25 protein-coding genes are annotated in these 24,297 nt (G+C 66.7%); 14 read left to right on the top strand and 11 right to left on the bottom strand.

Going from position 1 to position 24,297, the window contains the following annotated elements; genetic code table 11:
• The first annotated feature begins 18 nt into the window (after positions 1-18).
• Entirely contained in the window at positions 19-420 is a 402-nt protein-coding gene (locus tag ACIP5Y_RS37515) for a nuclear transport factor 2 family protein (RefSeq protein ID WP_400357254.1), read from the top strand.
• A gap of 46 nt (positions 421-466) precedes the next feature.
• Here ACIP5Y_RS37515 and ACIP5Y_RS37520 read toward each other — a convergent pair whose 3' ends face one another.
• The gene (locus ACIP5Y_RS37520; RefSeq protein ID WP_400358050.1) at positions 467-1,111 is read right to left on the bottom strand and encodes a MarR family transcriptional regulator; all 645 of its coding nucleotides are present in this window, start codon (positions 1,109-1,111) and stop codon (positions 467-469) included.
• Here ACIP5Y_RS37520 and ACIP5Y_RS37525 point away from each other — a divergent pair.
• A complete protein-coding gene (locus ACIP5Y_RS37525) occupies positions 1,019-1,246 on the top strand; it encodes a hypothetical protein (RefSeq protein WP_400358091.1) in 228 nt (75 codons plus the stop codon). The genes ACIP5Y_RS37520 and ACIP5Y_RS37525 overlap by 93 nt on opposite strands.
• Positions 1,247-1,274: 28 nt before the next feature.
• Here the strand turns inward: ACIP5Y_RS37525 and ACIP5Y_RS37530 are convergent, their stop codons facing one another.
• Entirely contained in the window at positions 1,275-2,786 is a 1,512-nt protein-coding gene (locus ACIP5Y_RS37530; protein WP_400357256.1) for a GMC family oxidoreductase, read from the bottom strand.
• A 90-nt stretch (positions 2,787-2,876) separates the two neighbouring features.
• Positions 2,877-3,866: a hypothetical protein gene (locus tag ACIP5Y_RS37535; RefSeq protein ID WP_400357257.1), complete on the bottom strand. Its 990-nt coding sequence runs from the start codon at positions 3,864-3,866 to the stop codon at positions 2,877-2,879.
• A gap of 120 nt (positions 3,867-3,986) precedes the next feature.
• Between ACIP5Y_RS37535 and ACIP5Y_RS37540 the strand changes: the two genes are divergently transcribed.
• The 7 genes from ACIP5Y_RS37540 to ACIP5Y_RS37570 are packed head-to-tail and all read left to right on the top strand — an operon-like array spanning position 3,987 to position 10,093.
• The gene (locus ACIP5Y_RS37540; RefSeq protein WP_400357259.1) at positions 3,987-5,174 is read left to right on the top strand and encodes a lipid-transfer protein; all 1,188 of its coding nucleotides are present in this window, start codon (positions 3,987-3,989) and stop codon (positions 5,172-5,174) included.
• A gap of 3 nt (positions 5,175-5,177) precedes the next feature.
• Positions 5,178-5,636, top strand: a complete 459-nt coding sequence (locus ACIP5Y_RS37545) for a MaoC family dehydratase N-terminal domain-containing protein (RefSeq protein WP_400357261.1) — start codon at positions 5,178-5,180, stop codon at positions 5,634-5,636.
• Positions 5,633-6,043 (top strand): MaoC family dehydratase, encoded by a 411-nt coding sequence (locus tag ACIP5Y_RS37550; protein ID WP_400357262.1) that lies wholly within the window; start codon positions 5,633-5,635, stop codon positions 6,041-6,043. Before ACIP5Y_RS37545 ends, ACIP5Y_RS37550 begins: the two co-directional genes overlap by 4 nt.
• A gap of 15 nt (positions 6,044-6,058) precedes the next feature.
• Positions 6,059-6,889, top strand: a complete 831-nt coding sequence (locus ACIP5Y_RS37555; RefSeq protein WP_400357264.1) for an SDR family NAD(P)-dependent oxidoreductase — start codon at positions 6,059-6,061, stop codon at positions 6,887-6,889.
• Positions 6,890-6,902: 13 nt separating this feature from the next.
• Complete coding sequence (locus ACIP5Y_RS37560; protein ID WP_400357266.1) at positions 6,903-8,450, top strand: long-chain-fatty-acid--CoA ligase; 1,548 nt, start codon at positions 6,903-6,905, stop codon at positions 8,448-8,450.
• Positions 8,451-8,463: 13 nt separating this feature from the next.
• Positions 8,464-9,666 carry a TetR/AcrR family transcriptional regulator gene (locus ACIP5Y_RS37565; RefSeq protein WP_400357268.1) on the top strand — a complete coding sequence of 401 codons (1,203 nt, stop codon included), beginning with the start codon at positions 8,464-8,466 and terminating at the stop codon, positions 9,664-9,666.
• Between the two features lie 28 nt (positions 9,667-9,694).
• Entirely contained in the window at positions 9,695-10,093 is a 399-nt protein-coding gene (locus ACIP5Y_RS37570; RefSeq protein WP_400357269.1) for a VOC family protein, read from the top strand.
• Between the two features lie 13 nt (positions 10,094-10,106).
• Here ACIP5Y_RS37570 and ACIP5Y_RS37575 read toward each other — a convergent pair whose 3' ends face one another.
• The 3 genes from ACIP5Y_RS37575 to ACIP5Y_RS37585 form a co-directional block, all read right to left on the bottom strand.
• Positions 10,107-10,799: an NIPSNAP family protein gene (locus ACIP5Y_RS37575; protein WP_400357271.1), complete on the bottom strand. Its 693-nt coding sequence runs from the start codon at positions 10,797-10,799 to the stop codon at positions 10,107-10,109.
• Between the two features lie 393 nt (positions 10,800-11,192).
• A complete protein-coding gene (locus ACIP5Y_RS37580) occupies positions 11,193-11,780 on the bottom strand; it encodes an ABC transporter permease (protein WP_400357273.1) in 588 nt (195 codons plus the stop codon).
• A gap of 35 nt (positions 11,781-11,815) precedes the next feature.
• Entirely contained in the window at positions 11,816-12,871 is a 1,056-nt protein-coding gene (locus ACIP5Y_RS37585; protein ID WP_400357275.1) for a medium chain dehydrogenase/reductase family protein, read from the bottom strand.
• Between the two features lie 108 nt (positions 12,872-12,979).
• Between ACIP5Y_RS37585 and ACIP5Y_RS37590 the strand changes: the two genes are divergently transcribed.
• Positions 12,980-13,621 carry a TetR/AcrR family transcriptional regulator gene (locus ACIP5Y_RS37590; protein WP_400357276.1) on the top strand — a complete coding sequence of 214 codons (642 nt, stop codon included), beginning with the start codon at positions 12,980-12,982 and terminating at the stop codon, positions 13,619-13,621.
• 21 nt (positions 13,622-13,642) lie between these two features.
• Positions 13,643-14,491 (top strand): SDR family NAD(P)-dependent oxidoreductase, encoded by an 849-nt coding sequence (locus ACIP5Y_RS37595; protein ID WP_400357278.1) that lies wholly within the window; start codon positions 13,643-13,645, stop codon positions 14,489-14,491.
• A 179-nt stretch (positions 14,492-14,670) separates the two neighbouring features.
• Here ACIP5Y_RS37595 and ACIP5Y_RS37600 read toward each other — a convergent pair whose 3' ends face one another.
• The 3 genes from ACIP5Y_RS37600 to ACIP5Y_RS37610 all read right to left on the bottom strand — a co-directional run bounded on the left by ACIP5Y_RS37600 (position 14,671) and on the right by ACIP5Y_RS37610 (position 17,990).
• Positions 14,671-15,846, bottom strand: coding sequence for a hypothetical protein (locus ACIP5Y_RS37600; protein ID WP_400357279.1), 1,176 nt, complete (start codon positions 15,844-15,846; stop codon positions 14,671-14,673).
• Positions 15,847-15,916: 70 nt separating this feature from the next.
• Positions 15,917-17,263, bottom strand: coding sequence for a DUF2786 domain-containing protein (locus tag ACIP5Y_RS37605; RefSeq protein ID WP_400357281.1), 1,347 nt, complete (start codon positions 17,261-17,263; stop codon positions 15,917-15,919).
• Positions 17,264-17,309: 46 nt separating this feature from the next.
• Positions 17,310-17,990 (bottom strand): hypothetical protein, encoded by a 681-nt coding sequence (locus ACIP5Y_RS37610; RefSeq protein ID WP_400357282.1) that lies wholly within the window; start codon positions 17,988-17,990, stop codon positions 17,310-17,312.
• 264 nt (positions 17,991-18,254) lie between these two features.
• Here ACIP5Y_RS37610 and ACIP5Y_RS37615 point away from each other — a divergent pair, with 264 nt between their 5' ends.
• Positions 18,255-18,905, top strand: coding sequence for a flavin reductase family protein (locus ACIP5Y_RS37615; RefSeq protein ID WP_400357283.1), 651 nt, complete (start codon positions 18,255-18,257; stop codon positions 18,903-18,905).
• 91 nt (positions 18,906-18,996) lie between these two features.
• On the top strand, positions 18,997-21,738 hold the full coding sequence (locus tag ACIP5Y_RS37620; RefSeq protein ID WP_400357285.1) for an AAA family ATPase: 2,742 nt from the start codon (positions 18,997-18,999) through the stop codon (positions 21,736-21,738).
• A gap of 95 nt (positions 21,739-21,833) precedes the next feature.
• Here ACIP5Y_RS37620 and ACIP5Y_RS37625 read toward each other — a convergent pair whose 3' ends face one another.
• Both ACIP5Y_RS37625 and ACIP5Y_RS37630 read right to left on the bottom strand, forming a co-directional pair.
• Positions 21,834-22,205, bottom strand: a complete 372-nt coding sequence (locus tag ACIP5Y_RS37625; RefSeq protein ID WP_400357286.1) for a nuclear transport factor 2 family protein — start codon at positions 22,203-22,205, stop codon at positions 21,834-21,836.
• Positions 22,206-22,342: 137 nt separating this feature from the next.
• Entirely contained in the window at positions 22,343-23,542 is a 1,200-nt protein-coding gene (locus ACIP5Y_RS37630; RefSeq protein ID WP_400357288.1) for an Ig-like domain-containing protein, read from the bottom strand.
• A gap of 192 nt (positions 23,543-23,734) precedes the next feature.
• Between ACIP5Y_RS37630 and ACIP5Y_RS37635 the strand changes: the two genes are divergently transcribed.
• The gene (locus tag ACIP5Y_RS37635) at positions 23,735-24,292 is read left to right on the top strand and encodes a PadR family transcriptional regulator (protein ID WP_400357290.1); all 558 of its coding nucleotides are present in this window, start codon (positions 23,735-23,737) and stop codon (positions 24,290-24,292) included.
• The last annotated feature ends 5 nt before the right edge of the window (positions 24,293-24,297 follow it).

A 24,297-nucleotide genomic window follows, 5' to 3' on the forward strand; every position in this document is an offset into this window, starting at 1 on the left:
GATCGCAAAGGATGATCCGTGAGCAATAACAGTGACCTCGAAGTCATTCGGGCGCACTATCTCGCCTCCGACCGCGGGGACCTGGTCGGCATGCTGGCCCCCCTCGCCACCGACGTGGCCTGGACCGAGATGGCCGGCTTCCCCTACGCGGGCACCTACATCGGACCGGAAGCCGTGCGGGACAATGTCTTCGGCCGATTGGCCGCCGAATGGGACGGCTACACGGCCACCGTCGACGAGGTAGTAGGCGCAGGTGACGGCATCGTGATCGGCATAGGCACCTACTCCGGCGTCTACCGCGCCACCGCCACCAAGATGACCGCCAGATTCGTCCACGTCTGGCGTCTGGAAAACAGCAAAGTCCAGCGCTTCGAACAGTTCACCGACACCGCCGCCGTCCGCGCGGCCATGGCACCCTAGCGATCCGCGGGCCGGCTCCCGCTACGTGTCGAGCCCACCGGGACACTCACATACGAGGAGCCGATGCCTCCGGGAGTAGTTCGGTCAATACCGGCCGCCAGTGCCGAGCCCGCTCGATGATGTCGTTGGTGAGTTGCTGGTGGAATCGGCTCAGTGCGTGGAGACGGGCGCCGGCCGGTGTGGTGCGGCCGAGGAGGTCGGATCCCCGGCGAGCGCTGTCGGCGAGTTGATGGTTTCGCTGGGCACTGGCGAGGATCGCCTGGAACCATGCGTCGGGGTCGACGACGTAGCGTTCGACTCGTCGCTGGGGGATCCGCTCCCGGCGGATCACCCCTTCTCCTTCGAGATAGCCGACCGATTTGGAAACCGACGCCGAGCTCACTCGCAGCTGTCGCCCCAGCTCTGCCGCACTCATCCCGGTGTCGTCGGTGGTGAGCAGGGCGGCAAGCACTCTCGCCGACATGCGGGGCAGTCCGGTACCGATCAGGGTCGCGGCCATCCGATCTTCGACCGCGCGAACGGTTTCCAAGCGGCGCGGTGCGAGCACCGAAGGTTCCGTACCTGGTTTGCGTTGGTGCGCACGTCGTTTCGTCGATCGATGAGCCTTGTCCGGAACGTAGCCCGCCCGGCCGCCGTTACGGCCGACCTCGCGGCTGATCGTAGAGGTCGATCGTGCCAGCCTGCGAGCAATCTCGGCGTAGCCGAGTCCCTGTTCACGCAGCAGCCCCTCGGTACCGGCATCTGGATCGCCCTGGCCTGGTGTATCGGCATCCTCATCGTCGCGTACGTCTTCGCCATGATCACCTACCGCCGCAAGATCTCCTGATGCCCAAGGCAACTCAGGGGTAACGGGACTACTCCGGGGCCATCAGGTCTGCGGCTCGTTCCGCGATGAGAATGGTTGGGGCATTGGTGTTTCCGGTGGGGATGCGTGGCATTATCGAGGCATCCACGACTCGTAGCGCCTCGATCGCGCGGACCCGCAATGCCGGGTCGACCACCGCTCCGGCATCGACTCCCATTCGGCAGGTCCCGGAGGCGTGGTGGTAGGTGACGACCGTGTGCCGGATGTAGCCGTGCAACGATGCGTCATCGTGGATGTCCGGGCCTGGATACAGTTCGATTGCTCCCCAATCTCGCAGTGCGGGAGCGCTTCCCACCTGGCGGCACAGCTGTACGGCCGCTGCGAGTCGGTGGAGATCCGCGGGTTCGGCGAGCACGTTCGGGTCGATCAGCGGCGGGCCTTCCGCGCCGGCCAGGGTGATGCGGCCCGTGCTCACGGGACGGATCAGTCCTGCCATGAGCGAGAAACCATTGGCGGGACCGGACATCCACGATTCGTACAATGGCACGCTGAAGTGCAATGGCTGCAAGTCGGGCGTGGGCAGGCCGGGTTCGCTGCGCCAGAAGATCTGCGTCTGCGCGTGCGGCAGTCCGGGTGTGTGGGTGATTTGCCGGCGTGCCGAGTAGATCACCGGGACCAGCCAGTGATCGTGCAGCTCGCGCCCGACGCCCCGCAGGTCGGCGATCGGACGAATGCCGATGGCTCGCAGTTCATCCGCGGGTCCGATACCGGACCGCAGCAGTAGTGCGGGCGTACCGATGGCGCCGGCCGCCAGCACCACCTCGGCCTCGGCCGACGCCCGGAATGGGCGGCCATCGATCACCCCGGTCACTCCGCGCGCCCGGCCGTGGTGGATGTCCAATCGATGAACCTCCACGCCGGTCCGCACGGTCAGCCGCGGATGGCCGGCGACCGGACCGAGATAGGCGTTCGCCGTGGTGATCCGGAGGCCGTCGCGGATGGTGAGGTGGACCGCCGACGCCCCGTCTTGCACGCGGCTGTTGTAATCCGGGTTGCCGGGGATTCCGGACTCGTGTGCGGCCGACAGAATGGCCTGCTGCACCGGATCGGGATCGTATTTGCTGAGTATGTCGAGTATTCCGCTGTTTTCCGAGCCTGCGCGGTCGTATCGCTCGATGCGCTGGAACAGCGGCTCGACGTCGCGCCAGGACCATCCGGTATTGCCGAGCTCGGCCCAGCCGTCGTAATCGGCCGGATTCCCGCGCACGTAGATGGTGGCGTTGAGTGCGTGTGACCCGCCGAGCACCCGGCCGCGTGGCACATGCAGCCGGCGTCCGGCCGCATTCCGTTGTGCGACAGTGTGATAGTCCCAATCCTCGGCCGAATGCCATAGCTCGTGCATCCGCATCGGGTCGTGGATCGCCGGGTTGGTAGCCGGTCCGCCCGCCTCCAGTACGAGCACTGTCGCATCGGTGCGATCGAGCAACCGTCGCGCCAGCACCGGCCCGGCCGTGCCCGCGCCGACGATCACATAGTCCGCATGAAACTCATTGTCCTGCACGGGGCGATCATTGCCGCCCGCGCGCCCGGCCACGGCCGCATCCGGCCGGCGGTGCGCGCCAGGCCAACAGCAGTACGCCGTGCGCCAGGATCACCGCGTGATGTTCGACTGCTGATTGCTCCAGTTGGTGTTCTCCGAGAACAGTTCCCCGCTCCCGGAGACGAACGCGGCGTGGGCACGCTGATCGTGGCTCAGCTGATCCACGAACCAGGCGGTGGGGTAGCCGAGGAATCCGTACACGCCATTCACGCAATCGTTCTGCCCGGCATCGCAAGCCGGTTGGCCTTGAATGTCGTTATGGCTGGTGCCATTGAGGCTCGCCCGGGCCTTGATCACCGAATCCGGCGTGGCGTCGTAATAAGCCTGGGCGGATTGCAGACCGGCGACCTGCGGTGAAATCGGCTGGGCGGATTGTGCAATCGGATCCGCCGAGCCATTGAGATAGAAGACCGAGCCGGACGTGAGCGTGCGCGGGTCGGCGCAGTCCTCCGGGGCTCGGAGTTGTGTGGCGAGTGGAATCGCCGAGCAGATCAGCTGACCGACGAGCTCGATGGTGACCGCCGTCTTGATCCGTCCACCCGAACGCGCCAGGGCGTTGAGCGCACCGGACGCGCCTTGCGAATGACCCATCGCGCCAATGGAATCGGTGTCGAGTGCATTGTGGAAGGGACTGCCCGGATCCGCATTCTGCCGCGTGAGATAGTCGACGCCGTCGAGCAGCTCGCGCCCGGAGCCCACATTGGTGTTGTCGGCCGCGATCACGACGAAGCCCCATGACGCCAGATGCGAGAGCAGATAGTCGTACTGCCCGGGATGCGCCCAGGTGCCGTCGCCCCAGGCGATGATCGGATGCCGGACACCGTCCTTGCCGAGATCGGCCGGATACCAGAGGTCGTACTTGTCGCCCCCGGTATCGCAGCAGCCCTGCTGCCTGATCACCGCTGACGGCCCCTGCTGGAAGTAGGTTCTCTCGATATCTCCGGTGGGCAGGTTGCCCGGCGCCGCATCGGCGTGGGCTGTTCCGCCGGTCAGCGTGAGCGCCGCTGCCATCGCGACCATTCCCAGCGAGCGTGTCCACATGGGCCGCAAGGCTAACCGAACCCACCTAGTGTTCGGTAGGTCAATCTCGATCCTTGCCTGAAATCCATCCCTTGGTGTTCACTAAGTGAATCAGCGTTAGTCAATGATGATGGGAACGATATGGCTGCACACGCCATAGTTGCCGGTGTCGGGATGATTCCATTCACCACGCCGAGCCGAAGCGAAACCTACGACGTCATGGGCACCCGGGCAGCGCGCGCCGCGCTGACCGACGCCGGCCTCGAATACTCGAAGATCCAGCAGGCCTACGCCGGCTATGTGTACGGCGACTCGACCTGCGGGCAAGCCGTCGTCTACGGCCTCGGCCAGACCGGGATCCCGGTCTTCAACGTCAACAACAACTGCTCGACCGGATCATCGGCCCTGTACCTGGCCCGCCAGGCGGTCGAGTCCGGCGCCGCGGACGTGGTGCTCGCCGTCGGGTTCGAGCAGATGCAGCGCGGCGCACTGACCATGGCCTACACCGACCGCCCGACCCCGTTCGTGCGGTTCGACGAGGTAATGGACAAGATCCAGCAGCGCGACGAATCTCCCTTCGCCGCACAGATGTTCGGCGGGGCGGGCCGGCAGTACGCGGAGCGCTACGGCACCTCGCCCGAAACCTTCGCGAAGATCTCGGTCAAATCGCGTAAGCATGCGGCGAACAACCCGTATGCGGTGTTCCGGGACCCGCTCACGGTCGAGGAGGTGCTGGCCTCCCCGCATATCTACGGCGCGCTCACCCGCCTGCAATGCTGCCCGCCCACCTGCGGCGCGGCCGCCGCGGTACTGGTCAGCGAGAAGTTCGCCAAGGCCAACGGCATCGACGCCTCGGTGATCATTCGCGCGCAGGCCATGACGACCGACTTCCCGTCCACGTTCGCCGAGAACGATATGACGAAGATCGTCGGCTACGACATGTCGAAGGCTGCGGCACAACAGGTCTACGAGGCATCCGGGGTGTCGCCCACCGACATTCGCGTGGTCGAGCTGCACGACTGCTTCACCACCAACGAACTCCTCACCTACGAGGCGATCGGGCTCACCGCGGAGGGGACGGCCGAGAAGTTCGTCGAAGACGGTGACAACACCTACGGCGGCCGGGTCGTCACCAACCCGTCGGGCGGGCTGCTGTCCAAGGGGCATCCCTTGGGCGCAACGGGTTTGGCGCAATGCGCCGAACTGGTCTGGCAGCTGCGCGGGCAGGCCGAGGGCCGTCAGGTGGCGGGTGAGCCGAAGGTCGCGCTGCAGCACAACATCGGTATCGGCGGCGCTGCCGTGGTGACCCTGTACGAGAAGGTGAGCTGACCGATGCCCGTGGACCAGAGCGTGATCGGCAGGAAACTGCCGCCGAGCAGCATGACCGTGGATGCCGGTCGCCTGCGCTTCTTCGCGCAGACCATCGGTGAGACCAACCCGGTCTTCACCGATCTCGACGCGGCGAAGGCGGCGGGTTTCACGAATCTGCCGGTGCCGCCGACCTTCCTGTTCGGCATCGAGTTCGACAATCCGGATTCGTTCGGCTGGCTGGCCGAGATGGGCGTCGACCTGCGCCGGGTGCTGCACGGCGAGCAGTCGTTCGTCTATCACTCGACCGCGGTGGCCGGTGACGAGCTCACCTCCACCCCGACCATCGGCAATGTGTACAGCAAGAAGGGCGGCGCGCTGGAGTTCATCGAGAAGACCTCGACGATCACCCGTGCGGACGGCGAACTCATCGCCGAGCTGAAATCCGTTATCGTCGTGCGCAATCCGGAGGTCGGACAATGACGAGTATCGACGCCGTCGAGGTCGGAACGGCACTGCCGCCCCTGTCGATCGGCCCGATCAGCCGGACCACCCTCGCACTGTTCGCCGGTGCGTCGGGCGATCACAACCCGATTCATATCGACCTCGATTTCGCCCGCTCGGCGGGGCTGGACGATGTCTTCGCCCACGGCATGCTGTCCATGGCCTATCTGGGTCGCCTGCTCACCGATTGGGTGGGCCCGCAGGCGATTCGGAGCTATCGGGTGCGGTTCGCCGCCATCACCCCGGTGCTGGCGCGGCCCACCGCGACAGGCCGGGTCACCGCCATCGACGAGGTGGACGGCGAGCGCCGCGTCACCCTCGAACTCGCCGTCACCCTGGCCGACGGCACCGTCACTCTGCTCGGCGACGCCGTCGTCGCACTCTGAAAGGATTTGTCACACATGGGAACTCTCGATGGCAAGGTCGCCATTGTGTCCGGCTCCGGTCGCGGCATCGGCCGCGAGATCGCGCTGAAACTCGCGAGCGAGGGCGCGAAGGTCGTGGTGAACGATATGGACGCCGAGCCCGCGAAGGATACGGTCGCCACGATCGAGGCCGCCGGTGGTCAGGCCGTCGCCTGCACCGGCAGCGTCACCGAGGACGGGTTCGCCGAGCGCTTCGTGCGGACCGCCGTGGACAGCTTCGGCGGGCTGGACATCATCATCAACAATGCCGGGTACACCTGGGATTCGGTGATCCAGAAGATGACCGACGAACAGTGGGACGCGATTCTCGACGTGCACCTCAAGGCCCCGTTCCGGATCCTGCGCGCCGCCCAGCCGGTGATCTCCGCGCAGGTGAAGAAGGCCAAGGAGGCCGGGGAGCCGATCCCGTGCCGCAAGGTCGTCAATATCTCCAGCCTCGCCGGCACGGGAGGCAATGCGGGACAGGCGAACTACTCGTCCGGCAAGGCCGGCATCATCGGCCTGACCAAGGCCATCGCCAAGGAGTGGGGCCGCTACAACGTCACCGTGAACAGCGTGGCGTTCGGCATGATCAAGACCCGGCTCACCGAGACGCCCGCCGGCGGCGACGGCACCATCGACGTGCAGGGCAAGGAGATCAAGGTCGGCGTGAACCCGGGCCTGCTGGCCGCCATGGAGCAGATGATTCCACTGGGCCGCGCCGGCACCCCGTCCGAGGCCGCGGGCGCGGTGTACCTGTTCTGCATTCCGGAATCCGATTACGTCAGTGCGCAGACCCTGGTCTGCGGCGGCGGCTTCAGCATCTGATCGAGGAACCGGCATGTACCTGACCCAATCACTGCACCGCAATCTGCAACAGCAGCCCGACCGACCGCTCACCATCTTCGGTGCTCGAGTGCGCACCATCGCCGAATCAGCCGACCGCATAGCCAGACTGGGCGGCGCATTGGCGGCGCTCGGGGTGCGGCGCGGTGATCGGGTCGGCATGCTCGGCCTCAACTCCGACCGGTACTTCGAATATCTGTATGCCGTGCCGTGGATCGGCGCGGCGGTGAATCCCGTCAATATCCGCTGGAGTCCGGTCGAGATCGCGTACTCGCTGCAGGAATCCGATACGCGGGTGCTGTTGGTGGACGACGTCTTCGCGCCGATGATTCCGGCATTGCGCGCACAGTTCCCCGAACTGGCCACCGTCATCTTCTGCGGCGACGGCGCGCAACCGGCGGACACGCTGAGCTATGAAGGTTTGATTGCCGAGCACGAGCCGATCGACGATACCCGCACCGGCGGCAGCGAATTGGCGGGCGTCTTCTACACGGGCGGCACCACCGGCTATCCGAAGGGCGTCATGCTCAGCCATGACAACCTGATCGTATCGGCGCTGGGATCGGTCGCCGCCGGTGATTTCGTCACCCGGCTCGGCACGGTGCTGCACGCCGCCCCGATGTTCCACCTCGCCGATGCCGCTATGTGGGTGGCGGCCAACTTGTCCGGCTCCACCCACGCGATCGTGCCCGTCTTCACCCCGGCGGGAGTCGCCGACGCGATCTCCGCGCATCGGGTCACCAATCTCTTGCTGGTGCCGACCATGATTCAGATGCTGGTCGATGCCCCCACTACCCTCGACCATGATCTCGACAGCGTGGAGACCATCACCTACGGCGCCTCGCCGATCTCCGAGGCGCTGTTGCTGCGAGCGCGGAAGGTGTTCCCGCAGGCCCGGTTCACCCAGGCCTACGGCATGACCGAGGTCGCGCCGGTGGCCACGCTGCTGCAACCGGACGACCACGACGATCCGGTGCTGCGCCGTTCGGCGGGCCGCGCGGTACCGCATGCCGAGGTGCGCATCGTCGATCCGGACGATCGAGAGCTGCCGCGTGGCGAGATCGGCGAGGTCGTGGTGCGTGGGGACAATGTCATGCTCGGCTATTGGAATCGCCCGGAGGACACCGCGGCTGCCGTGCGGGACGGCTGGATGCACACCGGAGACGGCGGCTACATGGATGAGCGCGGCTACGTATTCATCGTCGACCGCATCAAGGACATGATCATCACCGGTGGCGAGAACGTGTACTCCGCCGAAGTGGAGAACGCCCTGTCGAACCATCCGGCGGTGGCCCTGTGCGCGGTGATCGGCGTCCCCGACGCCGAATGGGGTGAACGGGTGCACGCGGTGGTCGTACTGCATCCGGGGGAGCAGGCCACCGAAGCAGAGCTGCGTGACCACTGCAAGACCTTGATCGCCGGCTACAAGGCGCCGCGCACCGTCGAGTTCGCCCCGGAACTGCCCATGTCCGGTGCGGGTAAGATCCTCAAGCGCGAACTGCGCAAACCGTACTGGGATGCCGACGGCAGTCAGGTCTCCTGAGGAGAGTGAAGCAATGATGAGTGGGCCGGACGTGGTCCGTCCGGCCCGCAACACCAGGCCGGCGAACCGCCGCGATCTGATCGTCGCCGCGGCCGCGGACCTGTTCTACCGCAAGGGATATCAGAACGTCGGCATGGGCGAGGTCGCCGAGGCCGTGGCCATCGGGCCCTCCGCCCTCTACCGCCACTTCCGCGGCAAACAGAGCCTGCTCGCCACCGTGATCGGCGGCGCGCTCCGGAAACTCGACGATGCCATCGTGGCCATGGAGGATCCCCGCGAGGACATCGCCACCACCCTCGCCGCATCCATCCTCGCCGGCCGCGAGGTCGGGGTGCTGTGGCGCCGGGAAGCCCGCCACCTCTCCGACGCGGACCGCGAGCAATTCCGCGCCGACGCGCGCCGCATCGGCGCCCGCTTCACCCAGCTCATCACCCGTCGCCGCCCCGAACTCACCTCCGCACAGTCCGACCTACTGGCCTGGTGCGCCCTCGCGGTCGCGAACAGCGTGTCCTTCCACAGCCTTTCGCTCCCCGAACTCGAATTCACCGACCTGCTGGGCAGACTCATCGGCGCGGTGATCGACGCCCCCGCCCCGGCGCTGCCGGAAGAGCGCCACTCCCGCACGCCCCGAACCCGTCTCGCCACCACCTCCCGCCGCGAGATGATCCTGACCGAAGCCACCGAACTCTTCGCCGATCGGGGTTTCAACGGGGTAAGCGTCGATGACATCGGCGCCGCCGCCGGCATCACCGGCCCCAGCGTCTACAACCACTTCTCCGGCAAGGCCGAAATCCTCAACGCCGCCATCACCCGCGGCGACGAATGGCTCCGCATGGGCATGCACCGCGCCCTCGGCGAAGCCACCACCCCCTCCGACGGCCTGACCCGGCTACTCGCCGACTACACCGAATTCACCCTGGAAAACCCGCATCTCATCCAACTCCTCATCTCGGAAATCGAGCACCTCCCCGCCGCGGACCGAACCCGAGCCCGCGCCTCCCAGCGCGCCTATATCGCCGAATGGGTCCATCTCCTTCGCCAGTTGCACCCCACCGTCGATCCGGTCGCAGCCCGCATCCGAGTGCAAGCCGCCCAGACGATGATCAACGACACCGCCCTCACACCCCACCTGCGCGCCATCCCGGACCTCGCCGGACCCCTGGCAACCATCGCGGGCAGCGTCCTGACCCTCCCCGCGGCCTCGAAACCCGGCTGACGCCCACCGCGGCCTCTACGCTCGCGCAATGCACCTGCAACTGGTCACGATCATCGTCGAGGAATACGACCCGGCCATCGACTTCTTCGTCGACACCCTGGGTTTCGAGCTGATCGAGGATTCCCCCTCCCGGACCAACGATGGCCGCCCGAAGCGCTGGGTCGTAGTCCGCCCGCCCGCCGCCGCCACCGGCATCCTCTTGGCTCGCGCCGATGGCGCCCAGCAGCATCAAGCCATAGGCAATCAACTGGCGGGCCGAGTGGCTTTCTTTCTCCAAGTCGAGAACTTCGAAGCCACCCACGCCCAATTCCTCGCGGCCGGAGTCGAATTCATCACCGAACCTCGCACCGAACCCTACGGCCAGGTAGCCGTCTTCCTGGACATCTCCGGTAACCGCTGGGATCTCCTGGGTCCCGCCCCCGAATAGTGCTCCTGAACTGTCACCGCAGCAGCGAACGCGCGGTGGGAGCGAGTCGAAGGTGAACCGTCGGTGCCGCAAGCCGTTTCGACAGCTCCGGCCCGATATCCTCCGTCCAGACCAGTGATCGGTCCACTACGGCGAACCAGGCGAAGACCTGCTCATCCTCGCGAACCGGGAGCGCCGGGAAATCATTTGCCGCAGAACTCGTTTCATAACACCCGATAGGAAATATGCCGGCGTCGGCGAGCGTGGGCCGGATCGTGCTCTCGAAGAATTCGGTGAACTCGTCGAGCGGTACCGCCGGCTGATAGATCGTGCCCAACACACGGGATGCCGGCAACTCGCCCGCCCCCACGGCCGGCCGTACAGCCCCGGCCGCCAGCTCACCCGTTCCCCCGACCGGCCGCAACAACAGCGCATTGTCGGTATCCACCATGGTGGCTCGCGCAGCCGGCGCATGCGTACGCCAAGCATCGCTCTCCAGGTAGAAACCCGTCAGCGCCGAAAGCCGAGAGGGCATATCACGAAAGGCCCGGATCCAGACGAATCGATCCGGGTCATCCTCGTCGCGAAACTGCCCCACAATCCGCATCCCGACAGCTTCCTGCGTCTCCACCAACTCCCGATCGAACAGCTCGATCAGTGTGTCACGGCTACCCGGCCGCAACGTATACTGCCGCAGTTCCACCACGGGCCACTGGATTTCGCTCATCAGCCCACTCTGCCGCGCGGACACCTCCCCGGCGAGCAATCCGACGGCCGTTCTTCGTCAAGATCCGGCCAGACCGCAGTACCAGCTACTACGGCTGAGTGGTGAGGGTGAGCGGCGCGTCGGGCCTGGCTGAGTTTTATGAAACATGCTCCTTCCATATGGAAGTTGCGCTAGGTTCACCGCTACGCCGGATGATCGGCGATGAGATAGTCGGAGGACACTGTGGAATTTCTTGGCTCTATTGCCGGTCTCTTGCAGATGGTGATCGGCACCATCCTGGCTAACACGGGATCGGGTGGGTCCGGCTCCGGCTGGTGAACGTGACTGTTCGGCTCGCTGTCGGCGAGCCGAACAACCGTTGTGCCACTGCGTCATTCGGCTCGCGATTTTCGGTCAGCGGGTGTGCCGGCGGAACTCGAGGATGGTGGCGATCGCGTATCCGCCGCCACCGGCGATCGCGAGGATCGCGAAGAAGGCGGGCGGGCTGAAGAAGAGGGCGACGGCGGAGACCGACGCGAGCCAGATACCGACGGTGTAGTGCAGGATGTTTCGGCGCGCGGCGCCTTCCGCGAGATAGATCAGGCCGACCACCAGACCGGAACCGGCGGGCCAGAGCAGGGTCTGCAGGCCGGGGGTGGCGAGCGTCGAGGACAGGCCGGTGATCGCCAGGAACAGGGCGGCGAACCCTACGACCCAGGAGAGGCCGAGGAGTTGTCCGGTGCGGACATCGGATTTGCCGGCATTACGCTGGGCGCGCAGCGCCGCGCGGGTGGCGAACACGGTACCGATCGCGAAACCGCTGCCCAGCAGCGTCATCGGCAGCCATCCGGGTAGGCTGACCAGCGGGTTGTCACCCTTGGAGAGGCCGGCGGCGCCGTGTCCGAGGATGTAGGCGAGTCCGAACGCGATATAGACGGCGCGGTTGTCGACGTCACCGCTGCGGATGGTAGCGATCGAGGGGGCATAAGTGGTGGTGGTCATTGCAGTCTCCGAAGTAGGGATGGCGGCGATGGGATTCATGACCGTGACGGGTCCGGGACGATGACGACCTTGCCGGCGACGGTCCGCGATTCCGCCAGCTCCAATGCCGAACCGGCTTGGGACAGCGGGAATTCGGCGGCGATCTGCGGCGTCAGCGCACCGTCGACCAGGAGCCGCAATACCTGAGTGAGGTCCTCGCACTGCCGCCGGCGGAAGGCCTCGATTCGACGCTGACCGTCCCAGAGGTTGTAGAACTGCGCACTCTTGCCATTGGGCAGGTAATTCCACAGCATCAGGCGCGGGAACATCTTCAGCACCGGCAGTTTCGCATTGCCGTCCACATTCTTCGTCGCCGCGCTGCCGTAGGAGATCAGCGTCCCACCCCGGCGCAGCAGTCGCCACGACTCGACGATTCCGGGACCGCCGACATGGTCGAATACCGCGTCGACCCCGTCGGGCGCGAATTCCCTGATCCGGCGGTACATTTCCGGGTCGCGGTAGTCGATCGGAGTCACGCCCTGCTCGCGCAGCGCCGCATGGTGCCGCGGGGAGGCGGTGCCGATCACCGTGATTCCGCTGTGGCGGGCCAATTGCACGAGCGTGGAACCGACGCCACCGTTGGCGCCCAGCACCACGATGATCCCGCCGGGCTGCACCGCGGCCTTCCGATGCAACATCTGCCAGGCCGTCAAACCGTTGACCACCACGGTCTCGGCGGCGGCCGGGGCCACGCCGTCCGGCACCGGCACCAGATCCGCGGCGTCCAATACCAGCGCACCCGCCCAGCCGCCGACCTTGGTGATCGCGGCGAACCGCCGCCCGATGAGCGCGGGATCCACCCCGGGTCCGGTCGTGATCACGATGCCGACCACGTCGTAACCCGGTACGAAGGGGAACGGCGGCTGGTCGAAGTACTTGCCGCGCCGCATCTGCTGCTCTGCGAACGAGACCCCTGTCGCCTCCATGCGCAGTACGACCTGGCCCGCGGCGGGCGCCGGAAGGTCACGGGTGGTGACTTGCAGGCCATCGGGCTCGACCTTGCCCGGCAGGACTATCTCGGTAACGGTGCTGGTGGCGGTGCTGCTTCCCATGAGGGGCTCCAGTTCGAATCGCTTGAGCTAACGCATGTAAGGCTACGTCCGTAAGTTTATTTTCCGCAAGAGCTAACGCTTGTAAGCTTTCCGTTGTAAGGTGAGTCCATGGCAAAGAACGAGGCCGCGACAAATGTCCGCGCACGCAACCCCCGAGGGGAGGGTGCTCGGCTGCGCGACGAGATCGTGGCGGCAGCGGTCGAGCTGCTCGACGAGACCGGTGAGGAAAGTGCCGTAACGCTGCGCTCGGTCGCGCGCCGCGCCGGGATCGCGGCCCCTTCGATCTATCGCCACTTCCCCGACCAGCCCGCCATCATGCTGGCCGTGGTGCAGGACGCCTTCGCCGAGCTGAACGAACAGTTGCGCAAAGCCGTACGCGCCGAAGGTGACTCGCCCCGGGGACGCCTATTGGCCGTCTGCTACGGCTATCTCGGCTTCGCCCGGGCCCGGCCGGGCCGCTACCGCACCATGTTCGGCGGAATATGGGCGCCCGACCTGAATGACGCCTCCGTGACCGAGAACGATCTGGCCCTACTCGGCCAGACCAGCCTGCGGCTGCTCGCCGAAGCCCTCGAGGACTGTGTCGGTACTGGCGAATCCACCAGTACCGACCCTGCCGCCGATGCCGTCGCCTTATGGCTCGGACTGCACGGCCTCGCGCACCAGCAGGCGGCCGCCCCCAATTTCCCCTGGCCGCCGGACATCGCCGAACGCCTCATCACCGCACTCGCGCACTTCCCGAACACCTGAGAACAAGTGAAAGCAGTTCATATGAGCAAGGTCTGGTTCATCACCGGTGTCTCGCGCGGCCTCGGCCGCGAATGGGCGTCGGCCGCATTGGAACGAGGCGATCGAGTCGCCGGCACCGCTCGCGATCTGGCGGCACTCACCGACCTGGTCACGGAGTTCCCAGAAACGTTCCTGCCGCTACAACTGAATGTGACCGACAGACCGGCCGATTTCGCCGCTGTCGAAGAAGCGGCACAGCATTTCGGCCGGCTCGACGTGGTAGTGAACAATGCCGGATACATGCAGTTCGGCATGGTCGAAGAACTCACCGAGCAACAGATCCGAGGAGAACTGGAGACCAATCTGCTTGGTGCCCTCTGGGTAACACAAGCGGCACTCCCGATCCTCCGGGCACAAGGCAGCGGTCACATAATCCAGGTCTCCAGCCTCTGGGGAATCGTCGCCTCCCCGAACGCCGGCGCCTACAACGCCTCGAAATGGGCCCTCGAAGGCCTCTCCCAATCCCTGGCCGCCGAAGTATCCGACCTGGGCATCCACGTCACGATCCTCGAACCCGCCAGCTACGACACCGGTTTCAAACTCACCCAATTCGCCACCCCCAACCCGGCCTATAGCCACCTCCGCACCACCGCCGACCCTTCGGGTCACCCCCTGGGTGACCCCACCTCGACCCGCACCGCCCTGTTGGCACTGGTGGACGCCGAAAAACCGCCCCTCCGCCTCTTACTCGGTCAATCGGCCCTCCAGATCGTCACCACGGAATACGAATCCCGCCTCGCCCTTTGGCGGGGAGAGGATTCGATAGACCGCCCACGTCACCAGGCGGTAGGTGAGGACGCTGGGGAGGACGATGAGAAGGATCAGGCGTAGGCCCACGGTGGCGATGGCTGTTGCAAGGTAGGGGAGACCGAGGCCATTGGGGGAGCCCAAGCCGTGGCGCTCTGACAATGCTGCCAGAACCGGGTGTAGGGCCAGGTACAGGGCGATCAGGATCGCTGGGGTGCGGACCGGTCGCCAGGCGGTGCGGAGTTGGCGGGTAGTGGGGAGTTTCATTGGGCCAGCTCCGGTCCGGAGGTCAGGAAAGCGAGTAGCAGGGCGTTGCCGATTGCGCCGCCGGTGGCGAAACGTAGGCGGGAGCCCTTGCTCAGGGGGAGACCCAGCAGGTTGGTGGTGCGGAACAGGCGGGTGAAGAGGGCTCTGTTTCCGAAGGCGCGGGCGGGAGCGAAGGCGAAGGCGGTGGCGGACACCGATACTCCGAGGATTACCGGGCCGCTGTCGATATCGCCTGCGCCGTCGTAGCCCTTGCCGTATTCGTGGATTGCGCTGAAGCCGAAGAGGCTTCGCTCCTGGTGGAACAAACCGGTGGCGAGTTGCTCGGCGAGCGAGCGGTCGGCGAAGCCGGCGAAGTAGGCGGCCAGTCCGGTTCCGGAGGCGCGCGGGGCGTCGTGCGCGCGGCCGTCGAGACCCATGCGCTGCAGGACCAGGCCGGTGGCCGGATCGATTTGTGTCGCTCGTACCTGCTGCGCCCAGTGGGCGAGGACCGCCGTGTGGTCGGTACCGGTCGCGCGGCCGTGCACGGCGATCGCCGCGGCGACGGCGGCCACGTCGGTCGGGTAGGCCTCGCCGGGAAGGGTTTCCAGCAGGCCGGTGGGGGAGGCGAGTAGCTGCCGTTCGAAGGCGGCGATCAGCGCATCGTCCTGGACCGCGAGACTGTGCGGGAACGCCGGATCGACCAGGCGCGCCATTCCCAGTGCGAGAGCGGGATAGGAGAGGTAGGCGTGACCGTGTGGATTGTCGAGATCGGCCGATCCGTCGTCACCGTGCCAGGCGGTGGTGAAAGTGGTGCGCATATCGGGCAGCAGGCTCTTGGCGGCCGCGCGAGTCACGATGGGGGCGTAGCGATCTCGCCATTCGGGATGCGACAGGCACACTTGCGCCAGACCCAGCGCCGTCATCTGGTGTGCGAGCAGCCCCCACATATCGGTGAGCACATCGCGAGATCCCTTGGCGCGCAGCTGATCGTCCGCGGCCTCGAAGGCCACCAATTCCTCGGCGAGACCGTGCACCGATGCCGGATCCCCGCGAAACCACCGATCGGCATCACGACCGCACCACCAGCCCGGCAGTAACCCCGCGACCGTCGCCGCCACCACGATGCCGATCACCACCGCAATCGGCCGGCGAAACCTGTCGATAGAACGCAACGGACCGGTCGGACTCCCCATGCCCCGAAAGTACATCGGTGACGCGATCAGTGACGGCGAGCTCAGTGCGTCTGCCGGAACCGGCCGCGAACTATTTGTCGAGCGAGCGCCGGGTATCGAGGCGGGCGCGGTCGGCGGCCGCACGGCCGGCGTCCCAGCCCGCGGCGCTGCGGATGCTGATGCCACGATTGCGGGCTTGCGGGAACAGGGTGTCGAAGGCCGCGTCGACGGCGACCTGGTGGGAAGCCAGCACGGGCAATAATCGTTCCGGCTCAGCCGATTCCGCGATACCGGCGGCGGTGGCCGCCTCGAGTCGTTCACCGATACGGGTGGCATAGGCGACGAGGAAGGATTTGCGGAACGTGCGGCTGCGTGTCTCCTCGGTTCGGGAGTCCTTGTTGCCGTTCGCGATCATCGCCCGGGTGGCTTGGACGAGCAGTGAGGTGGACAGTAATTCGACCGCGTCCAGATCGGCTTCGTCGCCGACAATGGTCATGAAGCCCCACGCCGATGCGAAGATCGCGCGGCATCGATTGGCTTTCGCCACCACATCGATCAGTAGCGCCTTCGCATCCGTGTACGGCGTATCGAGCCATATTCGCCGTGCCCCGGGCAGATCCACCACCGATGCGTCGGCGTCGACCAGTACTCGATCGAGTGCGTACTTGGTCATCAGCTCCTGCGCTTTGGCCGAAAGCGCCTCGGCCTCTTCGGGAAATGAGGTCGATTCGGCCTTGGCGAGCAGACCCCGGACGCGGCCGAGCACCTTCTCGTCGACATGGTGCTGGACTTCGGTCCGGGGGCGTGCGGTACCGGGCAATGGCCGGATGAGCTCCAGCTTGGGCAGCACGATCAGTAAGGCCAGGGCCTCGATCACCGTGCCGAGTGCCTCGCCGGTGGTCAGCATGTGCTTGGCCGCCCATTGCCCGAAATGCGGTGCCGACTCCGACCACCAAGTGGTGGCCTGCAATTCGCGCAGCTGCACGAGCCAGGTCTCGTCGATGGTCGCGGTGGTGAAGGGCTGGGCGTAGGTCGCCATCACATCGGTCAGGAAGCCGACCGCGAAATCATCCACTCGTCGCCGTGCCGCCTGGTGGATATCCGCAGGCAGCCAGCCATTCTGGAAAACTCTCGTGATGATGTGCCGAGCCGCCGAGTGCACACCTCGTTCGACTTCACCAACAAGTGGGCTGTCACCGGCAAGGCCGGTAACGAATACGACGACCGGATCGCTCGCTGCGGATTTGCCACGAGACCCGCGCTGGGCCGACTCCATGGCGGCGGCCATGATCGCATCGGCGATCTCCTCCGCGGTGGGCGACCGTTCTCCGGAGGTGCTCCCGAAATCGGAGCTGCCTTGTCGCGCCCGCTGCTTGGCAGCCCGGTGCTTGCGATTCGGCTTACCCATGACCGCCGCCGAGCCTCGCGTCACCTTCACCTGTCACGACCGACGACCCTATTTCACCGGGTTCGTCGGTCCCCGGTTACCCCGCGGATCCGGAGCCGAGACCGAGGGCGGTGCCGGCCGCGGCGCTTCCGGTATCGAGCAGTGGGCCGGCGGGTGCGACGGCGGCGCTTCCGGTGGTCAGTAGTGCGGCGAGGCCATTGCCGAGCATCGCGCCGAACGGTGCGGCCGCGGCGCTGCCGCTACCGGCCGCCGCACTGCCGGTGCCCAGCCCGGCCGCGAACGGGGCCGCACCGGCGGCGGCCGCGCCCAGCGCCGCACTGCCGCTCCCCAGGGCCGCGCTGCCGGTGCCCAGCAGTGCCAGCGGTGTGCCGAGACCGCCGGTCGCGGCGCTACCGGACGCACCCACTCCGGCGCTGCCGGTGCCCAGCGCCAGCGCGCCCGCCCCGAGCAGCGCGCCCAGCGGGGCGGCGGCCGCGCTGCCCGTCCCGAGAACCGCACTGCCGGTGCCGAGTTGAGCGGCGAGCGGGCCGGTGGCGGCGCTGCCGGTACCCAGGGCGGCGCTACCGGATCCCGATAGCCCCGCGCTGCCGGTGCCCAGTGCCGCACTCCCGCTGCCGAGTCCGATCGGCGCCGCGATCGGAGGTTCGGCCGCCTCGGCCGAGATGGATGTGTTGATCAGCGCGGTGCACAGCATCGCGGCCGTGACCCCGGTGAGCCGCATGGCGGGGATTCGGCGAGTTCGATCGACGGTCGACATTGAGATTCCTTTCGGGAGATGCGCGAATATCACCGTGCGCAAGGAATCAAATTGGCGTTGTCCGATGAAGTGCGAGTAATCATCCGGAGAACATTGCGGAACGTTTGCTTGCGCGGTGAAAACCATTCGATATCAACAACTTTCGATCGTATTGCCCGTATCCGATAATCTGAACATTCGATCGGCTTCTGTGCTTTTTGCGCACGGCAACGCCGTGTCCGCTTTCCGCCAGCGCCCACCGCGACGGCCCAGCAGTGTGGTGGCATGCATCGAAACGTCAACCTGAAGGTTCTCTACTTCGGCACACCGGTCGTGCTGATCAGCACGCGCAATATCGATGGCACCGCGAACCTCGCGCCGATGTCGTCGGCATGGTGGCTGGGCGACCAATGCATGCTCGGCATGAACACCGGCTCGCAGACCACCATCAACCTGTTGCGAGAACGCGAATGCGTGCTGAACCTGCCGTCGTCGGAGCTGGCTGCGGCGGTCGACCGGTTGGCCCTGCTGACCGGATCTCCTGTGCTGTCGCCCCACAAGATCGAGAAGGGCTACCGCTACGAACCGGCCAAGTTCGAGGCAGCGGGACTCACTCCGCTGGCCGCCGATCTCGTCGACGCGCCACTGGTAGCCGAATGCCCGATACAACTCGAATGTGAACTGGTGTCGGCCACGCCGTTCGACGCCGGCAATCACTGCACCGCGCACACTGTCCGAGTGGTCCGCGTGCACGCGGCCGAGGAACTCGTCATCCCCGGCACCCAGTACATCGACCCGCTCGGCTGGGATCCGCTGATCATGAAGTTCTGCGAGTTCTTCGGCGGCGGAACCCAACTACAGGAGTCCAGACTGGCAACCGCCTGGCAGATCCCCAAGTCCGCGACCACGGCAAGCCCGGTCCCCGCCCGAATGTAGTTGCCGTCCGTCGTCCGATGCGGCAATGATGAACCGTTGTCGATGATCTGCCGCGGTACCCCCGGCTCAATCGAGAGGTGGGAAGCCGGTCTTGTCCGGGCAGATTGTGGAGTTGTGTGGACGTGAGCCGGAGCAGCAGGCGATCACCGCGCTGCTGACCGCGGCGCGCGCGGGCGGCAGTGGCGCCCTCGTCGTGCGGGGCGAGCCCGGGATCGGGAAAACGTCGCTGCTGGAGTACGCGGCCGCCACGGCCGGGGAGATGCGGCTGCTGCGTGGCACGGGGATCGAGGTCGAGGCCGAATTACCTTTTGCCGGACTGCAATTGCTGCTGCGCCCGGCACTGGTCTGCCTCGACGCACTGCCCGGCCCGCAGCGTGCGGCCCTGGCGACCGCGCTGGGCTTGGCGGCCGGCGCGGCGAGCGAGCCGATGCTGGTGGGGCTGGGCGTGCTGTCGCTGCTCACCGAATACGCGGACCGCACCGGTGCACTGGTCGTAATCGACGACGCGCAATGGCTGGACCGCGCATCACAGGACGCGCTCTTGTTCGCCGCCCGCCGATTACAGGCCGACGGCGTCGTGATCCTGTTCGCCGCCCGCGACGGCGAGGGCTCCTTCCCCGCTCCCGGGATCCCGGAACAGCGGCTCGCGGGTCTGTCGCTCGAAGCGTCGGCCACACTGCTGCAGGGCCGATCGATCAGCCCGTCGGTGCGGTACCGGCTACTGGCCGAGGCGCGCGGGAATCCGCTGGCGCTGCTCGAATTGCCCGTCGCCGTCGCGGTCGCCGCCGAACGTTCGGTGGACCTCGGCGTCGGATCGCTGCCCCTGACCGATCTACTGCGCGCGGCCTTCCACGGTCAGGTGAGCAGACTCCCCGACGCGACCCGGACCCTGCTGCTGGTGCTCGCCACCGACGAAACCGGTGAGCTGGGAGTGCTGCTGCGGGCCGCCGAGCCGCTCGGCGCGAGCATCGACGACCTGTCTCCGGCCGAGGCCGCCGGCTTGCTGCATCGCGGCGAAGGCTCCGGCGCGACAGTCGATTTCCGTCATCCACTGATCCGTGCTGCGGTGTATCAGGGCGCGCCGCTGGCACAACGCTTGGCAGCACACCGAGCCTTGGCCGCCGCGCTGGATGCCCCCGAACACGCCGACCGCCACGCCTGGCACTTGGCCGCCGCCGCGACCGGCCCGGATGAGCAGACGGCGAATGTACTGGAGCACACCGCCGTCCGAGCCCGCGAACGCGGCGGTCACAAGGCCGCGACCGCCGCCTACGACCGCGCCGCGAGACTCAGCGTCGAGGTGGAGGCGAAGACCCGGCGTGAGGCGTTGGCCGCCCAATCGGCCTTGGAGGCAGGTGAACTCGAGCACGCCGATCGGCTGGCCGAACGGGCATCGGGGCGAGAGATCGCGGAACCCCTGCGCGCCGGTCTCGCTCAGGTACGGGCACTGGCTCGATTCTGGCAAGGCGCCTTCCCGGAAGCGCACCGGCTGCTCATCGATGCGGCGTATCCCATCGCCGGCTCGGCGCCGGAGCAGGCCGCCGGGATGCTCCTGCAAGCGCTGCACACCGCCTGGTATCTGGGCGAAGCGCAGTTGTCCGAGGTGCTGGAACGCATTGCCGGACTGGAATTCCCGCCGGCCCACCCGATGACGCCCGCGACGGAGTACGTCGGCCGCCTGCTCTACCGAGGGACGGCCGAACCGATTTCGCTCGCCGGCACACTCGCCGAAATCCGTGCCCGGGGCGAGGTTTCGGATCAGGTTCTGGTGATGCTCTGCGGTGTGGCCCTGGCGCGCGGCCAGGACGGCGAAGCCTACGCCCTGGCGTCGGCGCAGATCGCGCGTCATCGCGCCGCCGGGGCCGCGGGCCGCCTGCCGACGGTATTGTTCTTCGCCGCCGAGACCGACATCTTCACCGGTCGCCTGCGGAACGCGCAGACCACCGTGGCGGAGGCGCGCGAGCTGGCACGCGATACCGGACAGCAGCAGTGGGTCCACCAACTCGCCAGCGTGCAGGCGTATCTGGACGCCCTCGCCGGTGATGCCGACGCCTGCCGGCAACACGCGGATATCGGCCTGGCCGGGGACACTCCCGGTTCGATGGCGCCGGGCGCACCGTGGGCGCACTGGTCGCTCGGACTGCTCGAGCTCGGCCTGGGCCGCGCCGAGGCGGCACTGTCCCGTTTCGACCGGCTCACCCGGGATCCCATGCGGCATCACGTCTGTGCCACCCACTCCGTCCCCGATCTGGTCGAAGCGGCAGTGCGCCTGGGTGTTCCGGAGCGGGCCGCCGTCGCGTTCACCCGCTTCGAGCAGTGGGCGCAGTCGGTGCGGGAGCCCTGGGCCGACGCGCTCGTCTTGCGTTGTGCCGCACTGCTCGACGATGACGGCGCGGAGAAGCTCTATCTGCGAGCGCTGCAGACGCACGACCGCGACGGCCGCCCGATCGAATACGCGCGCACGGCCTTGCTGTTCGGCGAATGGCTGCGCCGCGGCCGCCGCAAGGCCGAGGCCCGCACGCATCTGAACGATGCGCTGGAGGTCTTCGAACGACTCGGGATGCAGCCGTGGTCGCAGCGAACCCGCAACGAGCTCACCGCAACCGGCGCCACGGACGACAGCGCCCGCCCCGCGCCCGCCGCGCTGTCCGGCCTCACTCCGCAGGAACTGCAGATCGTCAGACTCGCCGCACAAGGCCTGTCGAATCGCGACATCGCCGCACAACTGTTCCTCAGTCACCGCACCGTCGGCTACCACCTCTACAAGGCGTATCCGAAACTCTGCGTCACCTCCCGCGGCGAACTGAAAGATGTTGCCGCGCAGTTCGAGTAGTCGACATGATTTCGAGGTTGACTGTGCCGCAATGTATTCCATGAGAAAACAACCGGCGGGAACGCGCACTCCGCATTCCCGCCGGTAAATCCCTGTCAGGCGCCGGCCGGTACCTGGTCCAGGAATCCGAGCACCTGGCTGATCCGCCCGTCCTCGGCGATCACCGCGACATCGAACCCGATGACCAGCGGTTCTGCCCCCGGCCGCCCGAGATTCCAGGTGAACCGGACAATATTGTGATGCGCGTCGACCGTGGTCGCGCCCGGGCTGAACTCCAGTCCCGCGAACTGTCCTTGCACCGCGGCGATAGTGGCGGCCAGTCCCGCGTGACCCCGCACCGATACCAGCGGATCGGTGTACTCCGCCTCCTCGGTGAACACCTCGGCAACCAGTGCCGCCCGGGCGCTCGGATCCGTAGCATTCCAGGCCGTCAGATAGCGCCCGACCAGCTCGTTGATGTCACTCATGGTCTCTCTCCTTGTGTTCTCGTTCGTGCTGAACACAAAGCTATTGACCGCCGCCCACCCAGGAATCTGTCGTACTTAAGTACACCCGACCGGGATCCCGATCCGCCTGCCGGCGGTGGGCGGTTCGTTGCACTGCGTCAGGTGCGGGCGCTGCCGCGGAGCCAATCGGGCCAGGGGATGGTCCAGTCGCCGTTCTGCCAGATATCGAGGGGATCGCCGCCGGTGTTGCGGACCTCGACGATATCGCCGGGGATGACGAAGTCGTAGAACCAGGCGGCATCGTCGGGGGAGATATTGAGGCAGCCGTGTGAGACGTCGGTATTGCCCTGCGCCCAGACGGTTTCGGCCAATTCGTGGACGTAGATGCCGTCGTGGCTGATGCGGACCGCCTTGTTGATGCTGGTGCGGTAGCCGAGGCCGGAGGTCGTGGGGAGGCCGTAGGTGGCGGAATCCATGATCACCGGGTCTTTCCGGTCCAGGACGGTGTAGACGCCGGGCCGGGTCCAGAACGACAGGACTCGGTCGCCGATGACCGCGGTGCCGCCCCGGCCCATCGAGGTGGGCATGGTGCGTACGAGAACGTCATTGTCGAAGACCTCGATCTGCTTGGTGTCATCGTCGGCGATCGCGAGGTGGGCGGGGCCGATGTTCACCGTGATGCGCTGGTCGCGCTCCCCGAACGCGCCGTCGCCGAGATCGACTCCGAAGAATTCGGCCGCGGCCGTGACCTTGGTTCCCGGCGGGTGATAGTGCTCGGGCCGCCAGTGCGCATTCTGATCGTCGAGCCAGTACCAGGCGCCGGTCACGGCGGGCACGGTGGTGACCTTCAGATGAGGTTCGGCGGCCGCTCGATCGATGGGTTCGTCGAAATGGGCGACGAGCACGAAACCTGTTCCATACGTGTCATTTTCGGCGATCTCGTTCAGGTTGGAGGAGCGCAGGGAAACGTCGACGAGCCGGTCGGGCTGCACGGTGGTGCAGGTTGCGGTCGCGGTGATGTCTCCGGTCTCGCCGTGCGCCACGACCTTGGCCGTGTAGGTGTGGCCGTAGCCGAGCGGTTCGGAGCTGATCCAGGTTCGATGGTCGGGCGCCGGTCCGCCCGGCAGTGGCCTGCCCGTCTCGTCGATCCATTCGACCGACCGCACAGTCCCATTGGTGATGGTGACCTTGGCGGGTGCGCGGGCCGCGACATCGTGGGCATCGGGTGGCGGATCGAATCCGATCACGGCGGGTTCGGGCGGTGGCGGCGGTGGTTTCCGTTCTTGTGAACACGCGGTCAGGGCCAGCCCGCCGGCGCCCGCGAATCCGATCAGCAGCTCACGACGTCGCAATGCCATCGTTGTCTCCCTTCGCCGGTGCAGGGCAGACCTTCACGTGCAGCATGCGGCAGCCGGGGGACGGTGACGGCGCCGACAGGCGGTATCGCCACCGATCCGTCGCGCAACCGACACCATTCCTAGATCGAGTCCGGCGGCTCGCCCGGTCCGAAGGTGTTGCGGCAGCTATATCTTACGATATATCTTCAGTGCGTGAGCCCGAGACGATTCGCCGACTTCGGCGGACCCGGTACCGGCCGTTTCTTCGGTCCGGGCGAGTTGCGCTGGGCCTTGCTGGCATTGATCGCCGAGCAGCCCGGCCACGGCTACGAGCTGATGTCCCGGCTGGAGCGGCGTTGCGGCGGCGCCTACCGCCCCAGCGCGGGCGCGGTCTACCCGACGCTGCAGCAGCTGGAGGACGAAGGTCTGGTCACCCTCGAAATCGAGGGCGGCCGAAAGGTTTTCCATATCCGAGCCGAGGGCCGGGCCGAGGTCGACGGACATTCCGATGCGATCGATTGCATCTGGGCCCGCGCCGATCAACGCGGCGAATGGGGTATGTTCCGGGATCCTGATGCCGCCGAAATCGTCGGTCCCGCACTGCGTTTGTTCAAGGCCGCGGTCTCGGCCGTGGTCCATTCGCATCGGGATCCGGCGGTGATCGATCAGGTCCGCGAAATCCTCACCAATACGACACGCGAACTGCAGCAACTGAAGTCCGATATCAAGCGTCAGCAGCACGGCCGGCGGCGTGGCCGGCACGCCGACTGACAGAG

The sequence above is a fragment of the Nocardia sp. NPDC088792 genome, from assembly GCF_044750615.1.
Lineage (GTDB): Bacteria > Actinomycetota > Actinomycetes > Mycobacteriales > Mycobacteriaceae > Nocardia.

Bases quoted from the DNA above. Each gene is read 5' to 3' on its own strand.
- ACIP5Y_RS37525 (WP_400358091.1), top strand. From the start codon at position 1,019: ATGAGCCTTGTCCGGAACGTAGCCCGCCCGGCCGCCGTTACGGCCGAC.
- ACIP5Y_RS37535 (WP_400357257.1), bottom strand. From the start codon at position 3,866: ATGTGGACACGCTCGCTGGGAATGGTCGCGATGGCAGCGGCGCTCACG.
- ACIP5Y_RS37540 (WP_400357259.1), top strand. From the start codon at position 3,987: ATGGCTGCACACGCCATAGTTGCCGGTGTCGGGATGATTCCATTCACC.
- ACIP5Y_RS37545 (WP_400357261.1), top strand. From the start codon at position 5,178: ATGCCCGTGGACCAGAGCGTGATCGGCAGGAAACTGCCGCCGAGCAGC.
- ACIP5Y_RS37550 (WP_400357262.1), top strand. From the start codon at position 5,633: ATGACGAGTATCGACGCCGTCGAGGTCGGAACGGCACTGCCGCCCCTG.
- ACIP5Y_RS37555 (WP_400357264.1), top strand. From the start codon at position 6,059: ATGGGAACTCTCGATGGCAAGGTCGCCATTGTGTCCGGCTCCGGTCGC.
- ACIP5Y_RS37560 (WP_400357266.1), top strand. From the start codon at position 6,903: ATGTACCTGACCCAATCACTGCACCGCAATCTGCAACAGCAGCCCGAC.
- ACIP5Y_RS37565 (WP_400357268.1), top strand. From the start codon at position 8,464: ATGATGAGTGGGCCGGACGTGGTCCGTCCGGCCCGCAACACCAGGCCG.
- ACIP5Y_RS37570 (WP_400357269.1), top strand. From the start codon at position 9,695: ATGCACCTGCAACTGGTCACGATCATCGTCGAGGAATACGACCCGGCC.
- ACIP5Y_RS37575 (WP_400357271.1), bottom strand. From the start codon at position 10,799: ATGAGCGAAATCCAGTGGCCCGTGGTGGAACTGCGGCAGTATACGTTG.
- ACIP5Y_RS37580 (WP_400357273.1), bottom strand. From the start codon at position 11,780: ATGACCACCACCACTTATGCCCCCTCGATCGCTACCATCCGCAGCGGT.
- ACIP5Y_RS37585 (WP_400357275.1), bottom strand. From the start codon at position 12,871: ATGGGAAGCAGCACCGCCACCAGCACCGTTACCGAGATAGTCCTGCCG.
- ACIP5Y_RS37590 (WP_400357276.1), top strand. From the start codon at position 12,980: ATGGCAAAGAACGAGGCCGCGACAAATGTCCGCGCACGCAACCCCCGA.
- ACIP5Y_RS37595 (WP_400357278.1), top strand. From the start codon at position 13,643: ATGAGCAAGGTCTGGTTCATCACCGGTGTCTCGCGCGGCCTCGGCCGC.
- ACIP5Y_RS37600 (WP_400357279.1), bottom strand. From the start codon at position 15,846: ATGGGGAGTCCGACCGGTCCGTTGCGTTCTATCGACAGGTTTCGCCGG.
- ACIP5Y_RS37610 (WP_400357282.1), bottom strand. From the start codon at position 17,990: ATGTCGACCGTCGATCGAACTCGCCGAATCCCCGCCATGCGGCTCACC.
- ACIP5Y_RS37615 (WP_400357283.1), top strand. From the start codon at position 18,255: ATGCATCGAAACGTCAACCTGAAGGTTCTCTACTTCGGCACACCGGTC.
- ACIP5Y_RS37625 (WP_400357286.1), bottom strand. From the start codon at position 22,205: ATGAGTGACATCAACGAGCTGGTCGGGCGCTATCTGACGGCCTGGAAT.
- ACIP5Y_RS37630 (WP_400357288.1), bottom strand. From the start codon at position 23,542: ATGGCATTGCGACGTCGTGAGCTGCTGATCGGATTCGCGGGCGCCGGC.